This is a genomic window from Streptomyces sp. NBC_00433 (assembly GCA_036015235.1).
GTDB lineage: Bacteria > Actinomycetota > Actinomycetes > Streptomycetales > Streptomycetaceae > Actinacidiphila.
Genome location: CP107926.1, coordinates 2,090,440 through 2,112,835, shown reverse-complemented (window position 1 = coordinate 2,112,835; position 22,396 = coordinate 2,090,440). Strand labels below are relative to the sequence as shown.

Genomic DNA, 22,396 nt, shown 5'->3' with positions numbered 1-22,396 from the left:
GATGACAACCGACACGATCGACGGGGCCCCCGGCTCCGCGCCCCACAAGTCCGGCTCGCCCGCCTCCGACGCGGCCCGCTGGAAATGGCGGCGCAGCGAGGGCGGCGTGCTGAACGCCTTCAGCCATGTCTTCCTGGCCGTGTGGGCGCTGATGGTGGGCCTGCCGCTGCTGTGGGCGCTCTGGAGCTCCTTCAAGAGTTCAGGCGACATCCTCAGCCACCCGCTGTCGCTGCCGACCCACCTGCACTTCGAGAACTGGTCCCACGCCTGGACGAAGGCGAACATGGGCCAGTACTTCATCAACACGATCATCGTGGTCGGCTTCTCGACCGTCGGGACCATGCTGTTCGGCTCGATGGCGGCCTACGTGCTGGCCCGCTTCGAATTCCCCGGCAACCGGCTGATCTACTTCCTCTTCGTGGGAGGCATGGCCTTCCCGGTGGTCATGGTGCTGGTGCCGCTGTTCTTCGTCACCACCAACCTCGGCATCATCAACACCCTGCCGGGGCTGATCCTGGTCTACATCGCCTACTCGCTGCCCTTCACCGTCTTCTTCATGACGTCCTTCTTCCGCACCCTGCCGACCTCGGTGGCGGAGGCGGCACTGGTGGACGGCGCGTCCCATACCAGGACGTTCTTCCAGATCATGGTGCCGATGGCCAAGCCCGGCATCATCAGCATCGGGATCTTCAACGTGCTCGGGCAGTGGAACCAGTACCTGCTGCCGCTGGTGCTGAACCAGGGCGACACCGACAAGTGGGTCCTCACCCAGGGGCTGGCCGACCTCGCGGTGCAGCAGGGTTACCAGGGCGACTGGGGCGGACTCTTCGCGGGCCTGTCCATCGCCATGCTCCCGGTGCTGGCCGTCTACATCGTCTTCCAGCGCCAGGTGCAGGCCGGACTCACCGCGGGGGCCCTCAAGTAGCGCGCCCGCAGGCTCCGGCAGCCGCCCCCGGGTCCCCGTGGACCCCCTTGTGACAGGCCGGCCGACCCCCGGCGGCTCCGCTTCCCGCGGAGCCGCCGCTCGGCGTTCCCCGAGCCGATTCGCATAACGGTGTGGTTCTCCCCCTTGACGGGACATCACCCCAAACACTCAACTTAGAGTTCACATGTTGTAGACGACGGGGTCTCGCTGGTGTGCTGCATCTGCATCCGGGCTCGGCCCCGTCCCGTGCGGGCAAGCGGACACGGGCCGCCTGCCGGGCAGGAGTGGATGTCGTGGAGACTCCGGGATCGCAGTCGTCACTGCACCGGGCCAATCTGGAACGCGTGGTGCGCGCCGTAAGGCTGGCCGGATCGCTCACCCAGGCGGAGATCGCGCGCAGCACCGGTCTGTCGGCCGCGACCGTGTCCAACATCGTACGCGAGCTGCGGGACAACGGAACGGTGCAGGTCACGCCGACCTCCTCGGGGGGTCGGCGGGCGCGCAGCGTGGCGCTGTCCGGAGACGCGGGCATCGTGGTCGGGGTCGATTTCGGCCACTCCCACCTGCGGGTCGCCGTCGGCAACCTGGCCCACCAGGTGCTGGCCGAGCAGTCCGAGCCGATCGACGTGGACGCGTCGGCCTCGCAGGGCTTCGACCGGGCCGAGCAGCTGGTGGCCCGCCTCGTGGAGTCCACCGGGATCAGCAAGCAGAAGGTGCTCGGCGTCGGCCTCGGGGTCCCCGGGCCGATCGACGTGGAGTCCGGCGCGCTCGGCTCGACCGCGATCCTGCCGGGCTGGAGCGGCATCAATCCGCGCCAGGAGATGTCCGACCGGCTCGGCGTCCCGGTCCAGGTGGACAACGACGCCAACCTCGGCGCGCTCGGCGAGCTGGTGTGGGGCGGCGGCCGCGGGGTCAAGGACCTGGCCTACATCAAGGTGGCCAGCGGAGTCGGCGCCGGCCTGGTCATAGACGGCCGGATCTACCGCGGCCCGGGGGGCACGGCAGGCGAGATCGGTCACATCACGCTGGACGAGTCGGGGCCGGTCTGCCGCTGCGGCAACCGCGGCTGCCTGGAGACCTTCACCGCTGCCCGCTACGTGCTTGAGCTGCTGCGGGGCAGCCACGGCGACGGCCTGACCGTGCCGCGCATGGTGCAGCTGGCCCGCGAGGGCGACCCCGGCTGCCGCCGGGTGACCGGCGACGTCGGGCGGCACATCGGCATGGGAGTGGCCAGTTTGTGCAACCTGCTCAACCCCAGCCGCATCGTGCTCGGCGGCGACCTGGCGGAGGCGGGGGAGCTGGTGCTCGGCCCGATAAGGGAGTCGGTGTCCCGCTACGCGATCCCCAGCGCGGCCCAGCGGCTCTCCGTGGTGCCCGGCGCGCTCGGTGCTCGCGCGGAGGTTCTGGGCGCACTTGCCCTGGTTCTGAGCGAGATGGGCGATTCGACCCTTTTGGACGGGAATCAACCAGTCGACACCCCGGCCTTTTCGGCATAACTGAGCGTTCACACTGCTAACGAAACGCGCCGTTGCCATCTCGTTAAGTGTTTACTTCTTGACGACAGGGTGTCAGCCGGAGTTGACTCACCAGCACCTCGGCCGCGGTGTTGCGGCCCTGTCAGGGAGGCAACTTCACATGAACGCAATGACGCGTCGAATCGTCATCGGGACGGCAGCTGTTTCGATCGCGCTCACCATGGCCGCCTGCGGTAAGGCCGGTGACGACAAGGGCTCCAGCAGCAGCAGCGACAGCAAGAACAAGTCCATCGGCCTGCTGCTGCCGGAGAACGCGACCACCCGGTACGAGAAGTTCGACAAGCCGCTGATCGAGAAGAAGATCAACGAGCTGTGCCCGGACTGCAACGTGCAGTACGACAACGCGGCCGGTGACCCGGCCAAGCAGGCGCAGCAGGTCAGCAGCATGATCGCCAAGGGCGTCAAGGTCATCATCCTGGACGCCCAGGACTCGACCGGCATCAAGTCCTCCGTCCAGGCCGCCGTCGACAAGGGCATCAAGGTCGTCGCGTACGACCGCCTCGCCGAGGGTCCGATCTCCGCCTACGTGTCCTACGACAACGAGAAGATCGGCGAGCTCCAGGGCCAGGCCCTGCTCGACGCCATGGGCCCGAAGGCTACGCCGTCTGCCAACGTTGTCATGATCAACGGTGACCCGGCCGACCCGAACGCCGCCATGTTCAAGGCCGGCGCCCACAAGGTGCTGGACGGCAAGGTCAAGATCGCTTACGAGCAGTCCGGCCTGTGGAAGGACACCGTCGCCGCGCAGAAGATGTCCGCCGCGATCACCCAGCTCGGCAAGAACAACATCGCCGGCGTCTACTCCGCGAACGACGGCATGGCCGGCGGTGTCGCGACCGCCCTCAAGGGCGCGGGCATCAACCCGCCGCTGACGGGCCAGGACGCGGAACTCGCGGGTGTGCAGCGGCTGCTCGCCGGCACGCAGACCAGCTCGATCTACAAGCCCTACCAGCCCGAGGCCGACGCCACCGCCGAGATCGCGGTGGACCTGCTGAACGGCAAGGACTTCAAGAGCGTGGCCGACACCACGGCCAAGCAGCTCGGCGGCGCCTCGATCCCGTCCAAGCTCCTGCCGGCCTTCTCCGTGACCAAGGCCAACATCAAGGACACGGTCGTGAAGGACAACCTGTACACCAAGGACCAGATCTGCACGTCGGACTTCGCCGCGGCCTGCGCCGCCGCCGGCATCTCCTAGTCCGAACCCGCGGCCGGGACCGGCCCGCCGGCCCGACCCGCGACCGCAAGCCTGTCCGGCGCCCCACCCCGAAAAAACACCCCGCTAGGGGCGGGGTGCCGGACGGAAACGCTTGCGTGCATGATTCGGGGTGGGGGTACTACCCCTTCCCCGTTCACTTTGTAATCCTGTGCTTTTGCACTCCCTCCGCGGCTGTTCACTTCAGCACGCGGCATCCCCGCCGGTCAGGCGGCGAAGGAGATGGTTCACGTGTCCGCTACGCCCGTGCTGGCGTTGCGCGGAGTCTCCAAGCGATTCGGTGCGGTCCAGGCCCTCACCGATGTCGAGTTGGAGGTCCACGCCGGAGAAGTTGTCGCCCTGGTCGGTGACAACGGAGCCGGCAAGTCGACTCTGGTCAAGACCATCGCCGGCGTTCACCCCGTCGACGAAGGCGTTATCGAGTGGGAAGGCCGGCCGGTGCACATCAACCGGCCGCAGGACGCCCAGGGTCTCGGTATCGCGACCGTCTACCAGGACCTCGCGCTGTGCGACAACCTCGATGTTGTCGGTAATCTCTACCTCGGCCGGGAGCTGCTGCGTTACGGCAGCCTCGACGAGGTCACGATGGAAAAGCGCTCCCGCGAACTTCTGAACACGCTGTCGATCCGCATACCCAGCGTCAGGATCCCGATCGCCAGCCTCTCCGGCGGCCAGCGCCAGGTGGTGGCCATCGCCCGCGCACTCATCGGCGAGCCCAAGGTCGTCATCCTCGACGAGCCGACCGCCGCCCTCGGCGTCGAGCAGACCGCCCAGGTCCTCGACCTGGTCGAGCGCCTGCGGGAGCGCCGTCTCGGCGTCATCCTCATCAGCCACAACATGGCCGACGTCACGGCCGTGGCGGACACCGTCCACGTGCTGCGCCTCGGCAAGAACAACGGTGCCTTCCCGGTCAAGGGCACGACCAACGAACAGATCATCGCTGCGATCACCGGAGCCACGGACAACGCCGTGACCCGCCGGCTGGCGCGCAACGCGGAGGCGACCCAGTGAGCGACAAGACCACGATGCGACAGCCGCTGGACGAGGTGCCGCCGCCGGCCGTGGCGCCGCTGGACCCCCGGCTGCTGGTCCGTGAGGAAGGCCTGAAGGGCTACCTCACCGAGTTCAAGCGCAAGTTGAAGGGCGGCGAGCTGGGCTCGCTGCCGGTCATCCTCGCGCTGGTGATCATCTGGACCATCTTCCAGGTGAAGGACAGCCTGTTCCTCAGCTCCGCGAACATGGTCAACGTCAGCTACTTCATGGCCGGTACGGGCATGCTCGCTGTCGGCCTGGTCTTCGTGCTGCTGCTCGGCGAGATCGACCTGTCGGTCGCCTCGGTCAGCGGTCTGGCCGCGGCGGTCTTCGCCAGCCTGAGCGTCACCCACAACATCAACGCGTGGGTCGCGGTCGTGCTGACCATACTCACCGGTGTCGCCATCGGCGCGATACACGGCTTCTTCTTCGCGAAGATCGGCGTCCCGGCGTTCGTCGTCACCCTGGCGGGCTTCCTGGGCTGGACCGGTCTGATGCAGTGGCTGCTGCGCGGCACGGGCAGCCTCACGATCCAGGACAAGGGCCTGCTCCACGTCCTGGGCCAGCGCTCGTTCTTCATGAACCAGAGCATCGCCGGCGCCTACATCCTGGCCACCCTGGGTGTCGCCGCCCTGCTGATCGGCTCGCTGATCGACCAGGGCCGCCGCCGGTCCGCGGGCGTGCCCTTCCGGCCCACCGGCGAGATCCTGGTCCGCACCGTCGCGCTGGCGGTCGTGGCCTACGTCGCCGCGTACGTGCTCAACAAGTCCGCCGGTGTGCCCAACGCGCTGGTGATCTTCCTGGCCACCCTGGTGATCTGCGACTTCGTCCTGCGTCGCACCACCTTCGGCCGCAAGGTCTTCGCGGTCGGCGGCAGCATCGAGGCCGCCCGCCGCGCCGGTATCAACGTCGCTCTGATCCGCATCGTCGTCTTCGCCATCTCGGGCGGCTTCGCGGCCATCGGCGGCCTGTTCCTGGCCGGCCAGACCTACACCGCGACCCTGCAGGCCGGTACCGGCAACCTGCTGATGCTCGCCATCGCCGCCGCCGTCATCGGCGGTACGAGCCTGTTCGGCGGTCGCGGCAACGTCTGGTCCGCCCTGCTCGGCATGCTGGTCATCCAGTCCATCCAGACCGGTCTCGACCTGCTGAACATGGACCAGTCGATCCAGTACATGATCACCGGCGCCGTTCTGCTCGCCGCCGTGGTCGTCGACTCGGTGTCCCGCCGCACCCAGCGCAGCTCCGGCCGCGCGTAACGCGTACACCCCTGACCGCCGGTCGGACCTGGGCCCCCCAGGACCGGCCGGCGGTTTGGCGTGCGCGGGCCGGAGGGAAGAGGGCAGGAACGCCGTGCCGGGCATCGCAGGGGGCGGCCGACGCGTCGGTAACCGGAACATTAGACTCGTCCAAGGCCAGATCGGCCGGGAGCGACAGGCAAAGGAGGAACGGGTGGCAGTGCTGACCCGTATCAACGGACCCCGGGACCTCGACCGGCTCGACCAGCAGCAGCTCGTGCAGTTGGCCGGCGAGATCCGCTCCTTCCTCGTCGAAGCGGTCTCCAAGACCGGTGGGCACCTCGGCCCCAACCTCGGCGTGGTGGAACTGACGATCGCCCTGCACCGGGTCTTCCACTCACCCGCGGACCGCATCCTCTTCGACACCGGCCACCAGGCCTACGTGCACAAACTGCTCACCGGGCGCCAGGACTTCGCCCGGCTGAAGAGCACCGGCGGCCTGTCGGGCTACCCCTCGCGCGCCGAGTCCGAGCACGACGTGATCGAGAACAGCCACGCCTCCACCGTGCTGGGCTGGGCCGACGGCCTGGCCAAGGCCAACGAGCTGCTGGACCGCGACGACCACGTCGTCGCCGTCATCGGCGACGGGGCGCTCACCGGCGGCATGGCCTGGGAGGCGCTGAACAACATCGCGGCCGCCAAGGACCGCCCGCTGGTGATCGTCGTCAACGACAACGAGTGGTCGTACTCGCCGACGATCGGCGGCCTCGCGAACCACCTGGCGACCCTGCGCACCACCGACGGCTACGAGCAGTTCCTGGCCCGCACCAAGGAGGTCCTTGAGCGCACCCCGCTCATCGGCCGCCCGCTCTACGAGACCCTGCACGGCGCCAAGAAGGGCCTGAAGGACTTCATCACCCCGCAGGGGATGTTCGAGGACCTGGGCCTGAAGTACGTCGGCCCGATCGACGGCCACGACATCGAGGCCGTGGAGTCCGCCCTCCAGCGCGCCCGCCGCTTCGGCGGGCCGGTGATCGTGCACTGCATCACCGAGAAGGGCCGCGGCTACACCCCGGCCGAGCGCGACGAGACCGACCGCTTCCACGGCATCGGCCCGATCCACCCCGACACCGGGCTGCCCATCGCCGCCGCCGGCGCCGACTGGACCTCGGTCTTCGGCGACGAGATGCTGGAGCTGGGCAAGGAGCGCCCCGACATCGTGGCCATCACCGCCGCGATGCTGCACCCGGTGGGCCTGACCAAGTTCGCCGCCGCCTTCCCCGACCGGGTCTACGACGTGGGCATCGCCGAGCAGCACGGCGCCGTCTCGGCCGCGGGCCTGGCCACCGGCGGGCTGCACCCGGTCTTCGCGGTGTACGCCACCTTCCTCAACCGGGCCTTCGACCAGGTGCTGATGGACGTCGCCCTGCACAAGTGCGGTGTCACCTTCGTCCTGGACCGGGCCGGCGTGACCGGCAGCGACGGCGCCTCGCACAACGGCATGTGGGACATGTCGATCCTCCAGGTCGTGCCCGGCCTGCGGATCGCCGCCCCGCGGGACGCCGACCAGGTCAGGGCGCAGCTGAGGGAGGCCGTCGCGGTCGAGGACGCCCCCACGGTGGTCCGCTACTCCAAGGGCGCGGTCGGCCCCGCGGTCGCCGCGGTCGGCCGGGTCGGCGGCATGGACGTGCTGCGCGCGGCGGCCGGCGACGGGCAGCCCGATGTGCTGCTGGTCTCGGTGGGCGCGCTGGCCCCGATGTGCCTGGAGATCGCCGCGCTGCTCGACGCCCAGGGCATCACCAGCACCGTGGTCGACCCGCGCTGGGTCAAGCCGGTGGACGACGCGCTGCCCGGCCTCGCCGCCCGGCACCGCCTGGTGGTCACCGTCGAGGACAACGGCAGGGTCGGCGGCGTCGGCTCGGCCGTCGCCCAGGCGCTGAGGGACGCGGAGGTGGACGTGCCGCTGCGCGACTTCGGCATCCCGCCGCAATTCCTCGCGCACGGCTCCCGCAAGGACGTCATGGCCGCCATCGGCCTGACCGCGCCGGACATCGCCCGCCAGGTCACCGGGGTGTTCGCCACCATCGACGGCCGGTTCGGCGAGGAGGCCGCGGACGCGGCCGCGGGCAGCGCCGCGGAGCTCGCCAAGGACTGACCGCGCCGCGCCCCCCGGGGGCTGCGCGGCGGCCCGGGAGCCCCGTTGACGGGGCTCCCGGGACCGATGGTAGAAATGCGCGAGAGCAGTGCGGATGATCGAGGTGGCGTAGCAATGACGGAGTCCAAGGGACCCGACACTCCGGGCGGTTCGGCGGCCCCGAAGAAGAAGCGCAAGTCCGTTGTCGACCGGCTGCGCCCGTACGCGATCGGCGTGACGGCGATGGCCGTGGTCTTCGGTGTGTCGGCGGTGATCGGCGCCCACGTCCGCGGCAACAAGGACACCAAGGTCTCCGAGCCCAGCGGCGCGGTCGCCGCGGCCCGTCCGCCGACGGCGCCCCCGGCGGACGGCGCGTCGCCCAGCCCCACCGCCCCGGCGGGCCCCAAGCTCGCCATCCCGGTGCACCCGACGGTCCCGGTCGTCGTCACGGTCTACGAGGACCTGCGCAGCCCCGACTCCAAGGCCTTCCACGAGGAGTACGAGGCGACCTTCCAGCAGCTGCTCACCACCGGTCAGGTGTCCTTCGAATACCGCCTGGTGACCGCCTCCGACAAGCAGTACGGCGGCTCCGGCGCCCTGGTGGCGGCCAACGCCGCGGCCTGCGCGCAGGACCAGGGCCGCTTCTCCGCCTTCGTCGGCGAGGTGTGGAAGAACCAGCCGGGCGACCCCAAGGACGACGGCCTGGCGAGCGAGAAGATGATGCGCAAGCTGGCCGCCAAGGCGGGCAAGATCAAGACCGCCAGCTTCGACCCGTGCATCGAGCAGCTCGACCACGAGGGCTGGGTGGACAAGTCGCAGGCGGACTTCGCCGGCTCCGGCTTCGGCACGGTCCCGGTCGTGGAGGTCAACGGGGTCGTGGTCAAGGACACCCACACCTCGCTGACCCCGGCGAAGCTGCGCGCCCAGATCCTCAAGGAGGCCAAGCGGGTCATCGCGCTCCAGGCCGTTCCGACGGACACCCCCGCGCTGGCCGGCTGACGCCCCTTCGGTTCCCCGCCGTTCCCCGCGGTCGGGCGATTCACCCCTTTTCGTACCGATCTCTCCGGTTTCGTCAACATTCCGGGTAAATCGGGTAGTAAGAGGATGTGACGCCCGATCACGGAGGAGTGGTGCGCATGTCGATGCCGCTGTTCGACGACGTCGAACCACCGCCCGCGTGCGGCTGCGAGGGCTGCGCCCGGCAGCGCCTCGCCGAGTCCATGGCCCGCGGCACCTGCGGGCCCTCCGCCACCGGCGCCACCAGAGTCCTGGTGGTGGCCGCCGTCGCGGGCACGGCGCTCGGCGGCACCGCGGCCGCCGTCGCCGCCGTACCCCGCCCCGCCGGTGCCACCGGCCACACCACGGGCCACGTGTCCCAGGCCGCGCCCGTCGCGGCGGTCCCGCTGCGGCTGACCCGCACGCAGATCCTGCAACGCGCCAGGACATGGGTGACGGCCGGGGTGCCGTACAGCCTGACCGCCCACTGGAAGGACGGCTACCGGCAGGACTGCTCCGGCTTCGTCTCCATGGCCTGGGGACTCGGCGCCAGCGCCTGGACCGGCGATCTCGCCGACTACGCGGTCCGCATCACCCGCGACCGCCTCCGGCCCGGCGACATGCTGCTCTTCCACAACACCGCGGACCCGCAGAAGGGCTCCCACGCCCTGATCTTCGCCGGCTGGGCGAACAGCTCGCACACCCGCTACACCGCCTACGAGCAGACCGTCCCGACCGCCAGGGTCAGGACGACGCCCTACGCCTACTGGGACAACTCCGCGAAGTACGTCCCCTACCGCTACCGGTACCTGGCCGGCCGCCCCGCCGCCGGCTTCACGGGCCGGGACGCCCTCGGCACCGGCCGCTCCGGCGCCGCCGTCACCCGGCTCGGCAGACTGCTGGTCGGCCGGGGCGCCGCCGCCTACTTCCGGGGCGGCCCCGGGCCGGTGTGGAGCGCGGCCGACCGCGCCGCCACCGCCGCCTTCCAGCGCGCCCAGGGCTGGACCGGTGCCAAGGCCGACGGCCTGCCCGGCCCCGTCACGTGGTCCTACCTGGTCCACCACAAGGGCCACGACATCCCCGGCGCCACGCTGCGCGTGACCGGCGGCACGTCCACGGCCCCGCCCTTTCCCGGGGCCGGCTCCTTCCGCCCCGGGCGCAGCAACGACAGCGTCCTGGCGCTCGGCCACCGGCTGGTCGCCAAGGGCTTCGGCGCGGGCTACCGCCCCAGCCGAGACTGGCACGAGGCCGACCGCCGCAAGGTCGAGGCCTTCCAGCGCGCCCAGGGCTGGTCGGGCCGCACCGCCGACGGATATCCAGGCCCCGAGACGTGGAGGCGACTGTTCTCGTGACATCACCCGACACCGCCGCGCCCACCGGGCCCGCGGAAGGCCCTGAGCCGCGCGCGCAGGCCGACGGCTCCGCGCCCGCCGATCGCGTCGACCACCACGCCAAGGCGGACCTCCCCGAGCAGTCGGGGCCCTCCACCGAGCAGACCCTGCTGATGCCGCGGGTCCAGCCGCCCGCCGACGCGCTCGCCGAGCGGTCCGGGCCGTGCCTGCCCGGCTGGACGGCGGGGACCGCGCTGGCGGCCGCGGTGGGGGTCGCGGGGTGGCTGCTGTGGCGGGCCGGACTGCTTCCGCTGCCGCCGACCGGCGGGCTGCTGCCCGGGGCGCCGGACGACGTGGTGCGGGGGAGCGGGCTGTGGAGCGGGCTGGTGCTGATCGGCGCCGTCGCCGCGCTGGCGGCCTGCGGGCTGACCCGCGGCCGGCCCGGCAGGGTCCTGGTGCTCACCCGGCACGGCGGCTACCGCGGCACGGTCCGCCGCACCGGGCTGCTGTGGATCAGCCCGCTGCTGCGGCGGCGCCCGATGGACGTGTCGCTGCGGCACTGGCGCAGCCGCCCGATCGACGCGGTCGACGCCCACGGCACCCCGGTCCAGGTCACGGTGCTGCTGGTGTGGCGGATCAGGGAGACGGCGCGGGCCGCCTTCGCGGTGGACGACTGCACCCGGCTGCTGCGCGAGGAGGTCGAGGCGGCGATCGCCCGTGCGGTGTCCAGGCACCCGGTGGACGACTTCCGCGGTGACGCGGTCACGCTGCGGGACTGCGACCGGCTCGGCGACGAGCTGGGGCGCCTGGTGGCCGGCGCGGTGCGCGAGGCGGGGGTCGAGGTCTTCTCGGTGACCCCGGTCCGGCTGGACTACGCCCCCGAGGTCGCGGCGGCGATGCGCCGGGCCAGGATCGCGTCGCTGGAGGCCAGGCAGCGCAGGGCGGTGCTGGACGGCGTGCTGACCGCGGTGTCCGACACCCTGCGCGGGATCGCCGAGCGCGGCCTGGTGGAGCTGGACGACTACGAACGCAAGTCGCTGGTCCGCGATCTGACGGTGGCCCTGCTCGCCGCCCCCGCGTCCGCGGGCCGGCCGCAGGGCTGAGCCGGGACGCGGAAGGGGGGCGGGGCCGCTGACGGCCCCGCCCCCTCACCCGCGCCCGGGTCAGGCCGGGACGCTCGCGACACCCGGAGCCAGGAACGGCTTGCCGTTCACCCGCTGCGAGACGCCCTCACGGTCCAGGTAGGGGGTCACACCGCCCAGGTGGAAGGGCCAGCCGGCGCCGGTGATCAGGCACAGGTCGATGTCCTGCGCCTCGGCGACCACGCCCTCGTCCAGCATCAGTCCGATCTCCTGCGCGACCGCGTCGAGCACCCGCTCCCGCACCTGCGCCTCGGTCAGCACGCGGTCGCCCTGCTTGAGCAGCGCCGTGACCTCCGGGTCCAGCTCGGGGCGGCCCGAGTCGTAGACGTAGAAGCCGCGCTTGCCGGCCTTGACGACCGCCGCCAGGTTCTCCGAGACCGTGAAGCGGTCGGGGAAGGCGCCGTGCAGCGTCTGCGAGACGTGCAGGCCGATGGCGGGGCCGACCAGCTCCAGCAGCACCAGCGGGGACATCGGCAGGCCCAGCGGCTCGATCGCCTTCTCGGCGACCGCGACCGGGGTGCCCTCGTCGATGACGTTCTGGATCTCGCCCATGAAGCGGGTCAGGATCCTGTTGACGACGAAAGCCGGCGCGTCCTTGACCAGCACCGCGGTCTTGCGCAGCTTCTTGGCCACCGCGAAGGCGGTCGCCAGCGACGGGTCGTCGGTGCCCTCACCGCGGACGATCTCCAGCAGCGGCAGGATCGCGACCGGGTTGAAGAAGTGGAAGCCCACCACCCGCTCCGGGTGGTCGAGCTTCGCGGCCATCTCGGTCACCGACAGCGAGGAGGTGTTCGTGGCCAGGATCGCGTCAGGGCGCACCACCGCCTCCAGCTCCGCGAAGACCTGGCGCTTGACGCCCATCTCCTCGAAGACCGCCTCGATGACGAAGTCCGCGTCACCGAAGGCCGCGGCCTTGTCGAGGTGCCCGGTCACCAGCGCCTTGTAGCGGTTCGCCGCGTCCTGGCCGAGCCTGCCCTTGGCGAGCAGCTTGTCGATCTCGCCGTGGACGTAGGCCACGCCCTTGTCGATACGCGCCTGGTCGATGTCGGTCAGCACCACGGGCACTTCGAGGCGGCGCACGAACAGCAGCGCCAGCTGCGAGGCCATCAGCCCCGCGCCGACCACGCCGACCTTGGACACGGGCCTGGCCAGCGCCTTGTCGGGGGCGCCGACCGGGCGCTTGCCGCGCCGCTGCACCAGGTTGAAGGCGTAGATGCCGCTGCGCAGCTCGCCGCCCATGATCAGGTCGGCCAGCGCCGCGTCCTCGGCGTCGAAGCCCCGCGCCAGGTCGCCGTCCTTGGCCGCCGCGATGATGTCCAGCGCCCGGTAGGCCGCGGGGGCCGCGCCGTGCACCTTGCCGTCGGCGACGAAGCGCCCGCGCTCCACGGCCTGGTCCCACGCGTCGCCGCGGTCCACCTCGGGGCGTACGACCTCGATCTCGCCCTTGAGCACCGCCGCGGTCCACGCCAGCGACTGCTCCAGGAAGTCCGCCGCCTCGAACAGCGCGTCGGCGATGCCCAGCTCGAAGACCTGGGCGCCCTTGAGCTGGCGGTTCTGGTTCAGCGAGTTCTCGATGATCACGGTGACCGCGCGGTCGGCGCCGATCAGGTTCGGCAGCAGCGCGCAGCCGCCCCAGCCGGGCACCAGGCCGAGGAAGACCTCGGGCAGCGAGAAGGCCGGCACCGACGCGGAGACCGTGCGGTAGGTGCAGTGCAGGCCGACCTCGACGCCGCCGCCCATGGCCGCGCCGTTGTAGTAGGCGAAGGTCGGCACGGCCAGCGAGGACAGCCGCCTGAAGACGTCGTGGCCGCCCTTGCCGATGGCCAGCGCGTCCTCGTGCCGCCCCAGCAGCTCCACGCCCTTGAGGTCGGCGCCCACCGCGAAGATGAAGGGCTTGCCGGTGATGCCGACGCCGGTGATCGCGCCGTCCGCCGCCTCCTTCTCGACCTGGTCGATCGCCGTGTTCAGGTTGGCGAGCGACTGCGGGCCGAAGGTGGTCGGCTTGGTGTGGTCCAGCCCGTTGTCCAGCGTGATCAGCGCGAAGCGGCCCGCGCCGGGCAGGTCGATGTGCCGCACCTGGGCGGCTGTGACGACCTCGCCGGGGAAAAGCTCGGCCGCACCCTTGAGAAGTTCGGTGGTGGTGCTCACTTGCCGCTCCCGTCGCTGTGCTGGATGGCCGCTCCGCTCCAGTGGGGGTTCTCCCAGACGACGGTGCCGCCCATGCCGAAGCCGACACACATCGTGGTGATGCCGTAGCGCACCTGCGGCTGCTCCTCGAACTGCCGGGCCAGCTGCGTCATCAGCCGCACCCCGGAGGAGGCCAGCGGGTGGCCGAAGGCGATGGCGCCGCCGTACTGGTTGACCCGCGGGTCGTCGTCGGCGATGCCGTAGTGGTCGAGCAGCGAGAGCACCTGGACGGCGAAGGCCTCGTTGACCTCGAAGAGCCCGATGTCCTCGATGCCCAGGCCCGCCTTGGCGAGCGCCTTCTCGGTCGCCGGGATCGGGCCGATGCCCATCACCTCCGGCTCGACACCCGCGAAGGCGTAGGACACCAGGCGCATCCGCACCGGCAGGCCCAGTTCCCCGGCGACGTCCTCGGCGGCGAGCAGCGAGGCCGTCGCACCGTCGTTGAGCCCCGCCGCGTTGCCCGCGGTGACCCGGCCGTGCGGCCTGAAGGGCGTCTTGAGCCCGGCCAGCTGCTCCAGCGTGGTGCCGGGGCGCATCGGCTCGTCAGCGGTCGCCAGGCCCCAGCCGGTCTCACCGGCCTCGGCATTGGTGCGGCGGACCGCGATCGGCACCAGGTCCTGCTGGATCCGGCCGTTGGCGTACGCCTTCGCGGCCTTCTCCTGGCTGCGGACCGCGAACTCGTCGGCCCGCGCCCTGGTCAGCCGGGGGAAGCGGTCGTGCAGGTTCTCCGCGGTCATGCCCATGAACATCGCGGACTCGTCCACGAGCTTCTCCGAGACGAACCGCGGGTTCGGGTCCACGCCCTCGCCCATCGGGTGCCGCCCCATGTGCTCGACACCGCCCGCGACCACCACGTCGTAGGCGCCGAACGCGATCCCGCCGGCCGTCGTCGTCACCGCGGTCATCGCACCGGCGCACATCCGGTCGATCGAGAACCCGGGCACGGTCGTCGGCAGCCCGGCCAGGATGCCCGCGGTACGCCCCAGGGTCAGCCCCTGGTCGCCGATCTGCGTCGTCGCGGCGACGGCGACCTCGTCGACACGGGCCGGGTCGAGGTCAGGATTGCGCCGCAGCAGCTCCCGGATGCACTTGATCACCAGGTCGTCGGCGCGGGTCTCGTGGTAAATGCCCTTCGGGCCCGCTTTGCCGAACGGGGTACGGACGCCGTCGACGAAGACGACGTCCCTCGCAGTACGGGGCACGAGGTACTCCCTTTTTTTGTGTTCGCTCGCCTCCGGGCGCTTTTGACCCGGTGCCGACAGTCGATCGTGCTCGACCCCCTCGTTCCTCGGGGGCCTCCGCGCGTTCTCCCTTTCGACACCGGCGCGCCCTTTGGCTCGCTCACCCACCCGGGGGGATGGTGAACGAGGGCGCGCACCACGAAGGGTGAACGCGACTCACGGTCATGCTACTCGCGGGTAACCGTTGGGGACAGTTCAACTCGGGGAAGCGGCGTAGGTCACACGGAAAGGGGCTACTCCGCCGTCGGCGGGCGGGCCGTGAGGGACTCGGCCAGCAGCGGCGACGTCAGCCCGATCTGCCACGGGCGGGCGCCCAGCTCGGCCAGCGCGGCGGCGACCGCCTCGGCCGAGCGGTCGCCCGGCGGCGACCAGCAGACCCGGCGGACGGTGTCCGGCGTGATCAGGTTCTCCTGCGGGAGGTTCAGCTCCTCCGCCAGGCCGGTGACCGCGGCGCGCGCCGCCGACAGGCGGGCGGCGGCAGCCGGGTCCTTGTCCGCCCAGGCGCGCGGCGGGGGCGGCCCGGTGTACGCGGCCGTCGGCTGCGGCAGCTCCCGCTCGGGAAGGCCGCGGGCCTTGTCCACCGCCGCCTGCCACTGGTCGAGCTGGCGGCGGCCCATCCGGTGCCCGAAACCGGGCAGCGCGGCCAGCGCGTGCACATTCGGCGGACTCTCCAGCGCGGCGGCCACGATCGCCGCGTCGCTCAGCACCCGGCCCGGCGAGACGTCCCGCTCCCGGGCGGCACGGTCGCGGGCCAGCCACAGCTCGCGCACCACGCCGATCTGGCGCCGCCTGCGCACCTTGTGCATGCCCGACGTGCGGCGCCACGGGTCCACCCGGGGAGCCGGCGGCGGGGCCGCGGCGATCGCCGCGAACTCCTGGAGCGCCCACTCCAGCTTTCCCTGGGTGCGCAGCTCCTCCTCCAGCGCGTCGCGCAGGTCGACCAGCAGTTCGACGTCCAGCGCGGCATACCGCAGCCACGGCTCGGGCAGCGGGCGCGTGGACCAGTCGACCGCGGAATGGCCCTTCTCCAGGGCGAAGCCCAACACCTGCTCGACCATCGCGCCGAGCCCGACCCGCGGGAAGCCGGCCAGCCGCCCGGCCAGCTCGGTGTCGAACAGCGAGGTGGGACGCATGCCGAGCTCCGCGAGGCACGGGAGGTCCTGGGTGGCGGCGTGCAGCACCCACTCGGTGCCGTGCAGCGCGGCGTCCAGCGAGGACAGGTCGGGACACCCGACGGGGTCGATCAGCGCGGTCCCTGCTCCGGTGCGGCGCAGCTGGACCAGGTAGGCCCGCTGCCCGTAGCGGTAGCCGGAGGCGCGCTCGGCATCGACGGCGACGGGGCCCGAACCCGCGGCGAAGGCCGCGACGACTTCCTTGAGAGCCTCGGGGTCCGCGGTCACCGGCGGGATGCCCTCGCGCGGGTCCAGCAGCGGAACCGGCGCCGCCTCTTCTTCCGGGGCTGCGGTCTCTCTGGCGTCGGTCACCTGTCAAGGCTACCCGTGCCACGCCCTCCGGGGGTTCCCTCGTCCCTCCCGGGGTGCCCCCGCCCCCTTTCCCGGGCCCTTCCCCCGGCGGACGGCTTGTCGCGCAGTTCCCCGCGCCCCTGAAAAACGCGTGCCCTCTGCGCGGAGCCCAGCCCCTGCCAGAGTCAACCGCCTGGGCGCAGGAGGACGCGGGCCCAAAGGGGCGCGGGGAACTGCGCGGCCGGCCACAGCGGACCGCAACTGTGAACGCAACAGGAGGAGGCACGCGCCCAGGGGCGCGGGGAACTGCGCGACAAGCCCCCACGCAGCGCGACTGTGGAGTCCGGAACAGCCCCCCGCAGGGAGTGGCGGAGGTGGGGGCGGAACGTTCCGCCCCCGGAGGGGTCAGTGGATGATGCCCGTGCGGAGCGCGACCGCGACCATGCCGGCGCGGTCACCCGTGCCGAGCTTGCGGGCGATACGGGCCAGGTGGCTCTTGACGGTCAGGGCCGACAGGCCCATGGAGACGCCGATCGCCTTGTTGGACTGGCCCTCGGCGACGAGCCGGAGCACCTCCACCTCGCGCCCCGACAGCTCCCGGTAACCGCTGCCAGGATGGCCGTTGGCGCCGGGGGGGCGGCGCTGCATGCGCGCAGCGGTGGCGCCGAGGGGGGCGAGGCCGGGGCGGCCGGCCATGGAGCCGGGGCTGTTGCGCGTACCGGTCACGACGTAGCCCTTGACGCCGCCCGCGAGGGCGTTGCGTACCGCGCCGATGTCGTCGGCGGCGGAGAGCGCGAGGCCGTTGGGCCAGCCGGCCGCGCGGGTCTCGGCGAGCAGGGTCAGGCCGGAACCGTCGGGGAGATGGACGTCGGCGACGCAGATGTCGCGGGGGTTACCGACCCGGGGCCGGGCCTCGGCGATCGACGAGGCCTCGATCACATCGCGAACTCCGAGAGCCCACAGGTGTCGGGTGACAGTGGAGCGGACGCGGGGGTCGGCTACGACGACCATGGCCGTCGGCTTGCTGGGACGGTAGGCGACCAGGCTCGTGGGCTGCTCGAGAAGAACGGACACCGGGCCTCCTGTGGCAAAGGGGACTGGAATGGTCATCACTTCCTTCGGCAGCAATTGCTCCGGGCTTTAGGGAAAGATCACGATTTATTGAGCATTATTTCCGGCAAATCGGACGGCCGATCGAACGCCAGAGCAGGCAGGGCACAGCTGTGCCCCGGGCGCCGCCGTGCGGCACCCGGGGCTGTCGGCCCGTCAGTCAGGTGCGCCGCTTCGGCAGCGGCACCACCCCGGCCGTACCGCGTACCGACGCGTCGGTGCCCTCGGCGGGCGGCAGGCCCGCGCAGGTGCACAGCAGATCGCACCAGGCCGCCAGATGGGCCGTCACGTCGATCAGCCCGCCGGGCCGCTCCCGCGGCGACCACGAGGCGCGCAGCTCGATCCTGGTCTCGTCAGGCCGGTCGGCGAGGCCGCCGAAGAAGTGCGAGGACGCGCGCGAGACCGTACCGCTCGGCTCGTCGTGGTCGGCGCCGCGGGCGGCCAGCGCGCCGGTCAGCCAGGACCAGCTCACCTCGGGCAGCAGCGGGTCGCCGGCCATCTCCGGCTCCAGGTCGGCCCTGGCCAGCGTCACCAGCCGGAAGGTGCCGTGCCAGGCGTCGTGGCCGGCCGGTTCGTGCAGCACCACCACCCGCCCGTCGGCCAGCTCCTCGCCGTCGGCCACCACCGTGGCCTCCAGCGCGTAGGCGTACGAGGCCAGCCGGCGCGGCGCCGTCACCTCCTCGATCCGCACTTCGGACCGCACCCGCGCCCCCCGCAGGGCTTCCACCGCATGCCGAAAGGGAAAGGGGACCCCGTCGTCCTCGCCGAGTTGCCCATGTACCGCTGCCATGCCCGGAAGACTAGGGCGCCGGCGCCCCTCGCGTGCGCAACAACACCCGAGGCCCCGGAACTGGGTGCCCGCGCCGCCGTGGGAGGATGCCGGTTGTGAGTGCGCACCAGCAGACCGCTGCTTCCCCTTTCATCCGTGCCTGCCGGAACGAACCGGTGCCGCACACCCCCGTGTGGTTCATGCGGCAGGCCGGGCGGTCCCTGCCCGAGTACCTCAAGCTGCGTGAGGGCATCCCGATGCTCGAATCGTGCACGCGGCCCGAGCTGGTGACCGAGATCACCCTGCAGCCCGTCAGGCGGCACCGGGTGGACGCGGCGATCTACTACAGCGACATCGTGGTGCCGCTCAAGGCGATCGGCGTCGACCTGGACATCAAGCCGGGCGTCGGGCCGGTCGTCGCGGACCCGATCCGCACCCGGCAGGACCTGGCCAGGCTGCGCGACCTGGAGCCCACCGACGTCGGCTATGTGACCGAGGCCGTCGGCATGCTCACCGCCGAGCTGGGCGCCACCCCGCTCATCGGCTTCGCCGGCGCCCCCTTCACACTGGCCAGCTACCTCGTGGAGGGCGGCCCGTCCCGCAACCACGAGCGCACCAAGGCCCTGATGTACGGCGACCCCGAGCTGTGGCGCGACCTGCTCGACCGGCTCGCGGACATCACCTCGGCCTTCCTGAAGGTGCAGATCGAGGCCGGCGCCAGCGCGGTGCAGCTCTTCGACTCCTGGGTCGGCGCGCTGTCGCCCGCCGACTACCGGCGCTACGTGATGCCGTCCTCGGCGAAGGTCTTCGACGCCGTCGCCGGATACGGGGTGCCCCGCATCCACTTCGGCGTCGGCACCGGCGAGCTGCTCGGCCTGATGGGCCAGGCGGGCGCCGACGTGGTGGGCGTCGACTGGCGGGTGCCGCTGGACGAGGCCGCGCGCCGGGTCGGGCCAGGCAAGGCCCTGCAGGGCAACCTCGACCCGGCGGTGCTCTTCGCCCCGACCGCGGCCGTCGAGGCGAAGACCCGTGAGGTGCTGGACGCCGCGGCCGCGGCCGGCACCGGCCACATCTTCAACCTCGGCCACGGCGTCCTGCCCACCATGGACCCGGACGCCCTCAGCCGCCTGGTGGAATTCGTCCACCGCACCACGCAGACGGCCTGAGCGCCCGGCCGCCGGTCAGGCCGGCGGCTCCTGCTCCGCCGGCGGCTCGGCCGACGGAGCAGCGGGCGCGGGCGGCACCGCGGCCCCCTGCGACGCCCGCGCGGGCGGGTCCTGCCGCGGTTCGGGCACCGGCGGGTGCTGCGGCAGCCGCGATCCGGGCCGCCGCGGCGGCGCGGCCGGCGCGGTCCGCGGCCACCGCCGGTGCACCAGCAGGACGACCGCCCAGGTCAGTGCCCCGACCGCCAGGAAGGGCAGTACCGCCGCCAGGACGACCAGCACGAGCCGCACGCTCACGTAGAGGGCGTGCCAGCCGCCGCCGAGGGCCTTGCCGACCGTCTTCCAGAAGCCGTCCTTGTGCACCTTCTTCACCACCGGCTTGTGCACCACCGCCTTCACCGGCGGCTCGCTCAGCCGCAGCGTCACCGCGGCCAGGTCCGCCTGCGCCCGCAGCGACGCCTGCTGGGCCTCCAGCGCCTCCAACGCGGCCTCGCGGGTGCTCAGTTCGCTCTCCAGCGACACCACGTCGGTGAGCCCCGACGCCTGGTCCATCAGCTTGCGCACCCGGTCGACGCTGGCCTGCTGCGACTTCACCCGGCTCTGCACGTCCACCACCTGGCTGGTGACGTCGTCCACGCTCACCTTGCGCCCCAGCAGGGTGCCGAGCCCGGCGAGGTCGTCGAGCAGCTTGTCGTACGCCGCCGGCGGCACCCGCAGCTGGATCGTGGACGTGGCGTGGCCCGCCGCGTCCACCGCCGTGTCCTCGTCGCCGGAGTAGCCGCCCACACCGGCGACCAGCGTCCTGGCCTGCTGCAACGCGTCCTCCACGTGCGGGGTGCGCACACTCAGCTCCGCGGTGCGCACCAGGTATTTCGGGGCGAGCGACGGCGTCTTGCCGCCCTTCCCGGCGGCCGGCGCGCTCGGCGCCGTACCTTCCGCCACGGCGCCGCTGTCCGCGCTGCCGCCACCGCCGCTGTCGCCGCCCGTCGAGCCGGCCTGCGGCGCGCTGCGGGCGCCGTCCGCCGGGGCGGCCGCCTTGTCCCCGTCGGACGCGTTGTCGGACGCGCTGCACCCGGCGACGCCGAGGGCGCCGGCGAGCAGCAGTGCCGCGAAGGCGGCGGCGCCGCGCCGGTGGCGGCGGGCCCCGGGCACGCGCCGCCCGGCAGCGGGTTCCGCCGCGGGTCCTCCCTCAGGTCCCGCGGCAGGTCCCGCACCGGGTCCTGCACTGCGTCTTCTGCTGGGTCTTGTGCTGGGTCTCATCTCAAATCCCCCCAAGAACAAGGGCCGTTGTGTCATGCCGTCGGTTGGACGGACGACCCCGCCGTCACGTTGCCGCTCCGCGGTACCGAAGGCGTCACGGTCGGAACTCGATCCGGAGTCTGAGACAGTGGACGTATGAGCCACACGCACAGCGGCACGGACCAGGCAGCCGCCCGCGACCGGGCAGCGGGACCCCAGGCAGGACCCGCGGGGCGACATGTGGTGGTGATCGGCGGCGGCATCTCGGGCCTGGCCGCCGCCCACCGGCTGGCCGGCGCGGGCGTCCGGGTGACGCTCCTGGAGGCCTCCGCCCGGCTCGGCGGCAAGCTGCACGCGGACGAGATCGCCGGAGTGCCGGTCGACCTCGGTGCCGAATCGATTCTGGCCCGCCGCCCGGAAGCGGTCGGGCTGGCCCGCGAGGTCGGCCTCGGCGACGACCTGGAGCCGCCCGCCGTGCTCGGCGCCGCCCTGTGGACCCGCGGCAGGCTGCGCCCCATGCCCAAGGGCCATGTGATGGGCGTGCCCGGCGACCTGGGCCCGCTCGCCGCCTCCGGGGTGCTCTCCGCCGCGGGCCTCGCCCGGCTGCCGCTCGACCACGTCCTGCCGCGCACCGGGATCGGCGGCGATGTGGCCGTCGGCGCCTTCGTCGCCGCCCGCCTCGGCCGCGAGGTCGTCGACCGGCTGGTGGAGCCGCTGCTCGGCGGCGTCTACGCCGGGAACGCGTACGAGATTTCGCTGCGCGCCGCCGTCCCCCAGCTCTACGCCGCGGCCCGCGGCCGGCGCTCGCTGATCGAGGCCGCCCGCTCGGTCCAGGCCAAGGCCGCCGCCGGGGCCGGCACCGGACCGGTCTTCAACGGCATCCGCGGCGGCATCGGCCGGCTGCCGCTCGCCGTCGCCGACGCCTGCCGGGCCGCCGGCGTCACCATCGAGACCTCCGCGCCGGTGCGCGAGCTGCGCAGGACCGGGCCGCACGGCTGGCAGGTCCGCCTCGACGACCGCGCCGTCGACGCCGACGCCGTGGTCCTCGCCGCCCCCGCGCCCGTCGCCGCCCGGCTGCTCGGAGCCGAGTCGCCGGCCGCCGCGGCCGACCTGGGCAGCATCGACTACGCGAGCATGGCGCTGGTCACCATGGCCTTCCGCCGCGCCGACCTGAACCGGCTGCCGTGGTCCAGCGGCTTCCTCGTCCCGCCGGTCGACGGCCGTACGATCAAGGCCTCGACCTTCTCCAGCCGCAAGTGGGGCTGGCAGGACGCGGCCGGCGGCGACACGGTGGTGCTGCGCACCTCGGTCGGCCGCCACGGCGACGAGGCGGACCTCGCCTGGGACGACACCGACCTGGTCCGGCTGTCCCGCGAGGACCTGGGGGAGGCGGTCGGCCTGCGGGCCGCACCGGTCGCCGCCCGCGTCACCCGCTGGGAGGGCGGCCTGCCGCAGTATCCGGTCGGCCACGTCGACCGCGTCGCGCGTATCCGCGAGCAGGTCGCCAAGCTCCCCGGCCTCGCGGTCTGCGGCGCCCCCTACGACGGCGTGGGCATCCCCGCCTGCGTCGGCAGCGGGCACCGCGCGGCCGCCGAGGTGCTGGGGACCCTGGTCGAGCGCGCCGAGGACGGCGCGGGAGAATAGCCGCATGACCGACTCGACTGCCGACCACGCCCTC

General features: G+C 72.3%; 17 protein-coding genes. 11 read left to right on the top strand and 6 right to left on the bottom strand.

Annotation, left to right across the window (positions count from 1 at the left end; translation table 11 throughout):
• The first annotated feature begins 1 nt into the window (after position 1).
• The 9 genes from OG900_08615 (at position 2) to OG900_08575 (ending at position 11,507) form a co-directional block, all read left to right on the top strand.
• Entirely contained in the window at positions 2-925 is a 924-nt protein-coding gene (locus OG900_08615; protein WUH90158.1) for a carbohydrate ABC transporter permease, read from the top strand.
• A 293-nt stretch (positions 926-1,218) separates the two neighbouring features.
• Positions 1,219-2,421: an ROK family transcriptional regulator gene (locus OG900_08610; protein ID WUH90157.1), complete on the top strand. Its 1,203-nt coding sequence runs from the start codon at positions 1,219-1,221 to the stop codon at positions 2,419-2,421.
• Between the two features lie 139 nt (positions 2,422-2,560).
• Complete coding sequence (locus OG900_08605) at positions 2,561-3,655, top strand: substrate-binding domain-containing protein (protein WUH90156.1); 1,095 nt, start codon at positions 2,561-2,563, stop codon at positions 3,653-3,655.
• A gap of 240 nt (positions 3,656-3,895) precedes the next feature.
• On the top strand, positions 3,896-4,684 hold the full coding sequence (locus tag OG900_08600) for an ATP-binding cassette domain-containing protein (protein ID WUH90155.1): 789 nt from the start codon (positions 3,896-3,898) through the stop codon (positions 4,682-4,684).
• Between the two features lie 14 nt (positions 4,685-4,698).
• The gene (locus OG900_08595; protein WUH95679.1) at positions 4,699-5,964 is read left to right on the top strand and encodes a sugar ABC transporter permease; all 1,266 of its coding nucleotides are present in this window, start codon (positions 4,699-4,701) and stop codon (positions 5,962-5,964) included.
• A gap of 193 nt (positions 5,965-6,157) precedes the next feature.
• Complete coding sequence (dxs, locus tag OG900_08590; protein ID WUH90154.1) at positions 6,158-8,098, top strand: 1-deoxy-D-xylulose-5-phosphate synthase; 1,941 nt, start codon at positions 6,158-6,160, stop codon at positions 8,096-8,098.
• A 114-nt stretch (positions 8,099-8,212) separates the two neighbouring features.
• Positions 8,213-9,076: a thioredoxin domain-containing protein gene (locus OG900_08585; protein WUH90153.1), complete on the top strand. Its 864-nt coding sequence runs from the start codon at positions 8,213-8,215 to the stop codon at positions 9,074-9,076.
• A gap of 137 nt (positions 9,077-9,213) precedes the next feature.
• On the top strand, positions 9,214-10,425 hold the full coding sequence (locus OG900_08580; protein WUH90152.1) for a peptidoglycan-binding protein: 1,212 nt from the start codon (positions 9,214-9,216) through the stop codon (positions 10,423-10,425).
• Positions 10,422-11,507 carry an SPFH domain-containing protein gene (locus OG900_08575; GenBank protein ID WUH90151.1) on the top strand — a complete coding sequence of 362 codons (1,086 nt, stop codon included), beginning with the start codon at positions 10,422-10,424 and terminating at the stop codon, positions 11,505-11,507. Before OG900_08580 ends, OG900_08575 begins: the two co-directional genes overlap by 4 nt.
• Before the next feature lie 60 nt (positions 11,508-11,567).
• Here the strand turns inward: OG900_08575 and OG900_08570 are convergent, their stop codons facing one another.
• The 5 genes from OG900_08570 to OG900_08550 all read right to left on the bottom strand — a co-directional run bounded on the left by OG900_08570 (position 11,568) and on the right by OG900_08550 (position 18,337).
• Positions 11,568-13,694 (bottom strand): 3-hydroxyacyl-CoA dehydrogenase NAD-binding domain-containing protein, encoded by a 2,127-nt coding sequence (locus tag OG900_08570; GenBank protein ID WUH90150.1) that lies wholly within the window; start codon positions 13,692-13,694, stop codon positions 11,568-11,570.
• Complete coding sequence (locus OG900_08565; protein WUH90149.1) at positions 13,691-14,935, bottom strand: acetyl-CoA C-acyltransferase; 1,245 nt, start codon at positions 14,933-14,935, stop codon at positions 13,691-13,693. Before OG900_08565 ends, OG900_08570 begins: the two co-directional genes overlap by 4 nt.
• A 272-nt stretch (positions 14,936-15,207) precedes the next feature.
• On the bottom strand, positions 15,208-16,458 hold the full coding sequence (locus tag OG900_08560; protein ID WUH90148.1) for a ribonuclease D: 1,251 nt from the start codon (positions 16,456-16,458) through the stop codon (positions 15,208-15,210).
• Between the two features lie 384 nt (positions 16,459-16,842).
• On the bottom strand, positions 16,843-17,511 hold the full coding sequence (locus OG900_08555; protein ID WUH90147.1) for a response regulator transcription factor: 669 nt from the start codon (positions 17,509-17,511) through the stop codon (positions 16,843-16,845).
• Positions 17,512-17,707: 196 nt separating this feature from the next.
• Positions 17,708-18,337, bottom strand: a complete 630-nt coding sequence (locus OG900_08550; GenBank protein ID WUH90146.1) for a DUF3000 domain-containing protein — start codon at positions 18,335-18,337, stop codon at positions 17,708-17,710.
• A gap of 86 nt (positions 18,338-18,423) precedes the next feature.
• Between OG900_08550 and hemE the strand changes: the two genes are divergently transcribed.
• Positions 18,424-19,482 carry a uroporphyrinogen decarboxylase gene (gene hemE, locus OG900_08545; protein ID WUH90145.1) on the top strand — a complete coding sequence of 353 codons (1,059 nt, stop codon included), beginning with the start codon at positions 18,424-18,426 and terminating at the stop codon, positions 19,480-19,482.
• A gap of 15 nt (positions 19,483-19,497) precedes the next feature.
• On the opposite strand, the gene OG900_08540 is transcribed toward hemE, so the two are convergent.
• Positions 19,498-20,631, bottom strand: a complete 1,134-nt coding sequence (locus tag OG900_08540) for a DUF4349 domain-containing protein (protein ID WUH90144.1) — start codon at positions 20,629-20,631, stop codon at positions 19,498-19,500.
• Between the two features lie 243 nt (positions 20,632-20,874).
• Between OG900_08540 and hemG the strand changes: the two genes are divergently transcribed.
• The gene (gene hemG, locus OG900_08535; protein ID WUH90143.1) at positions 20,875-22,362 is read left to right on the top strand and encodes a protoporphyrinogen oxidase; all 1,488 of its coding nucleotides are present in this window, start codon (positions 20,875-20,877) and stop codon (positions 22,360-22,362) included.
• Positions 22,363-22,396: the final 34 nt, after the last annotated feature.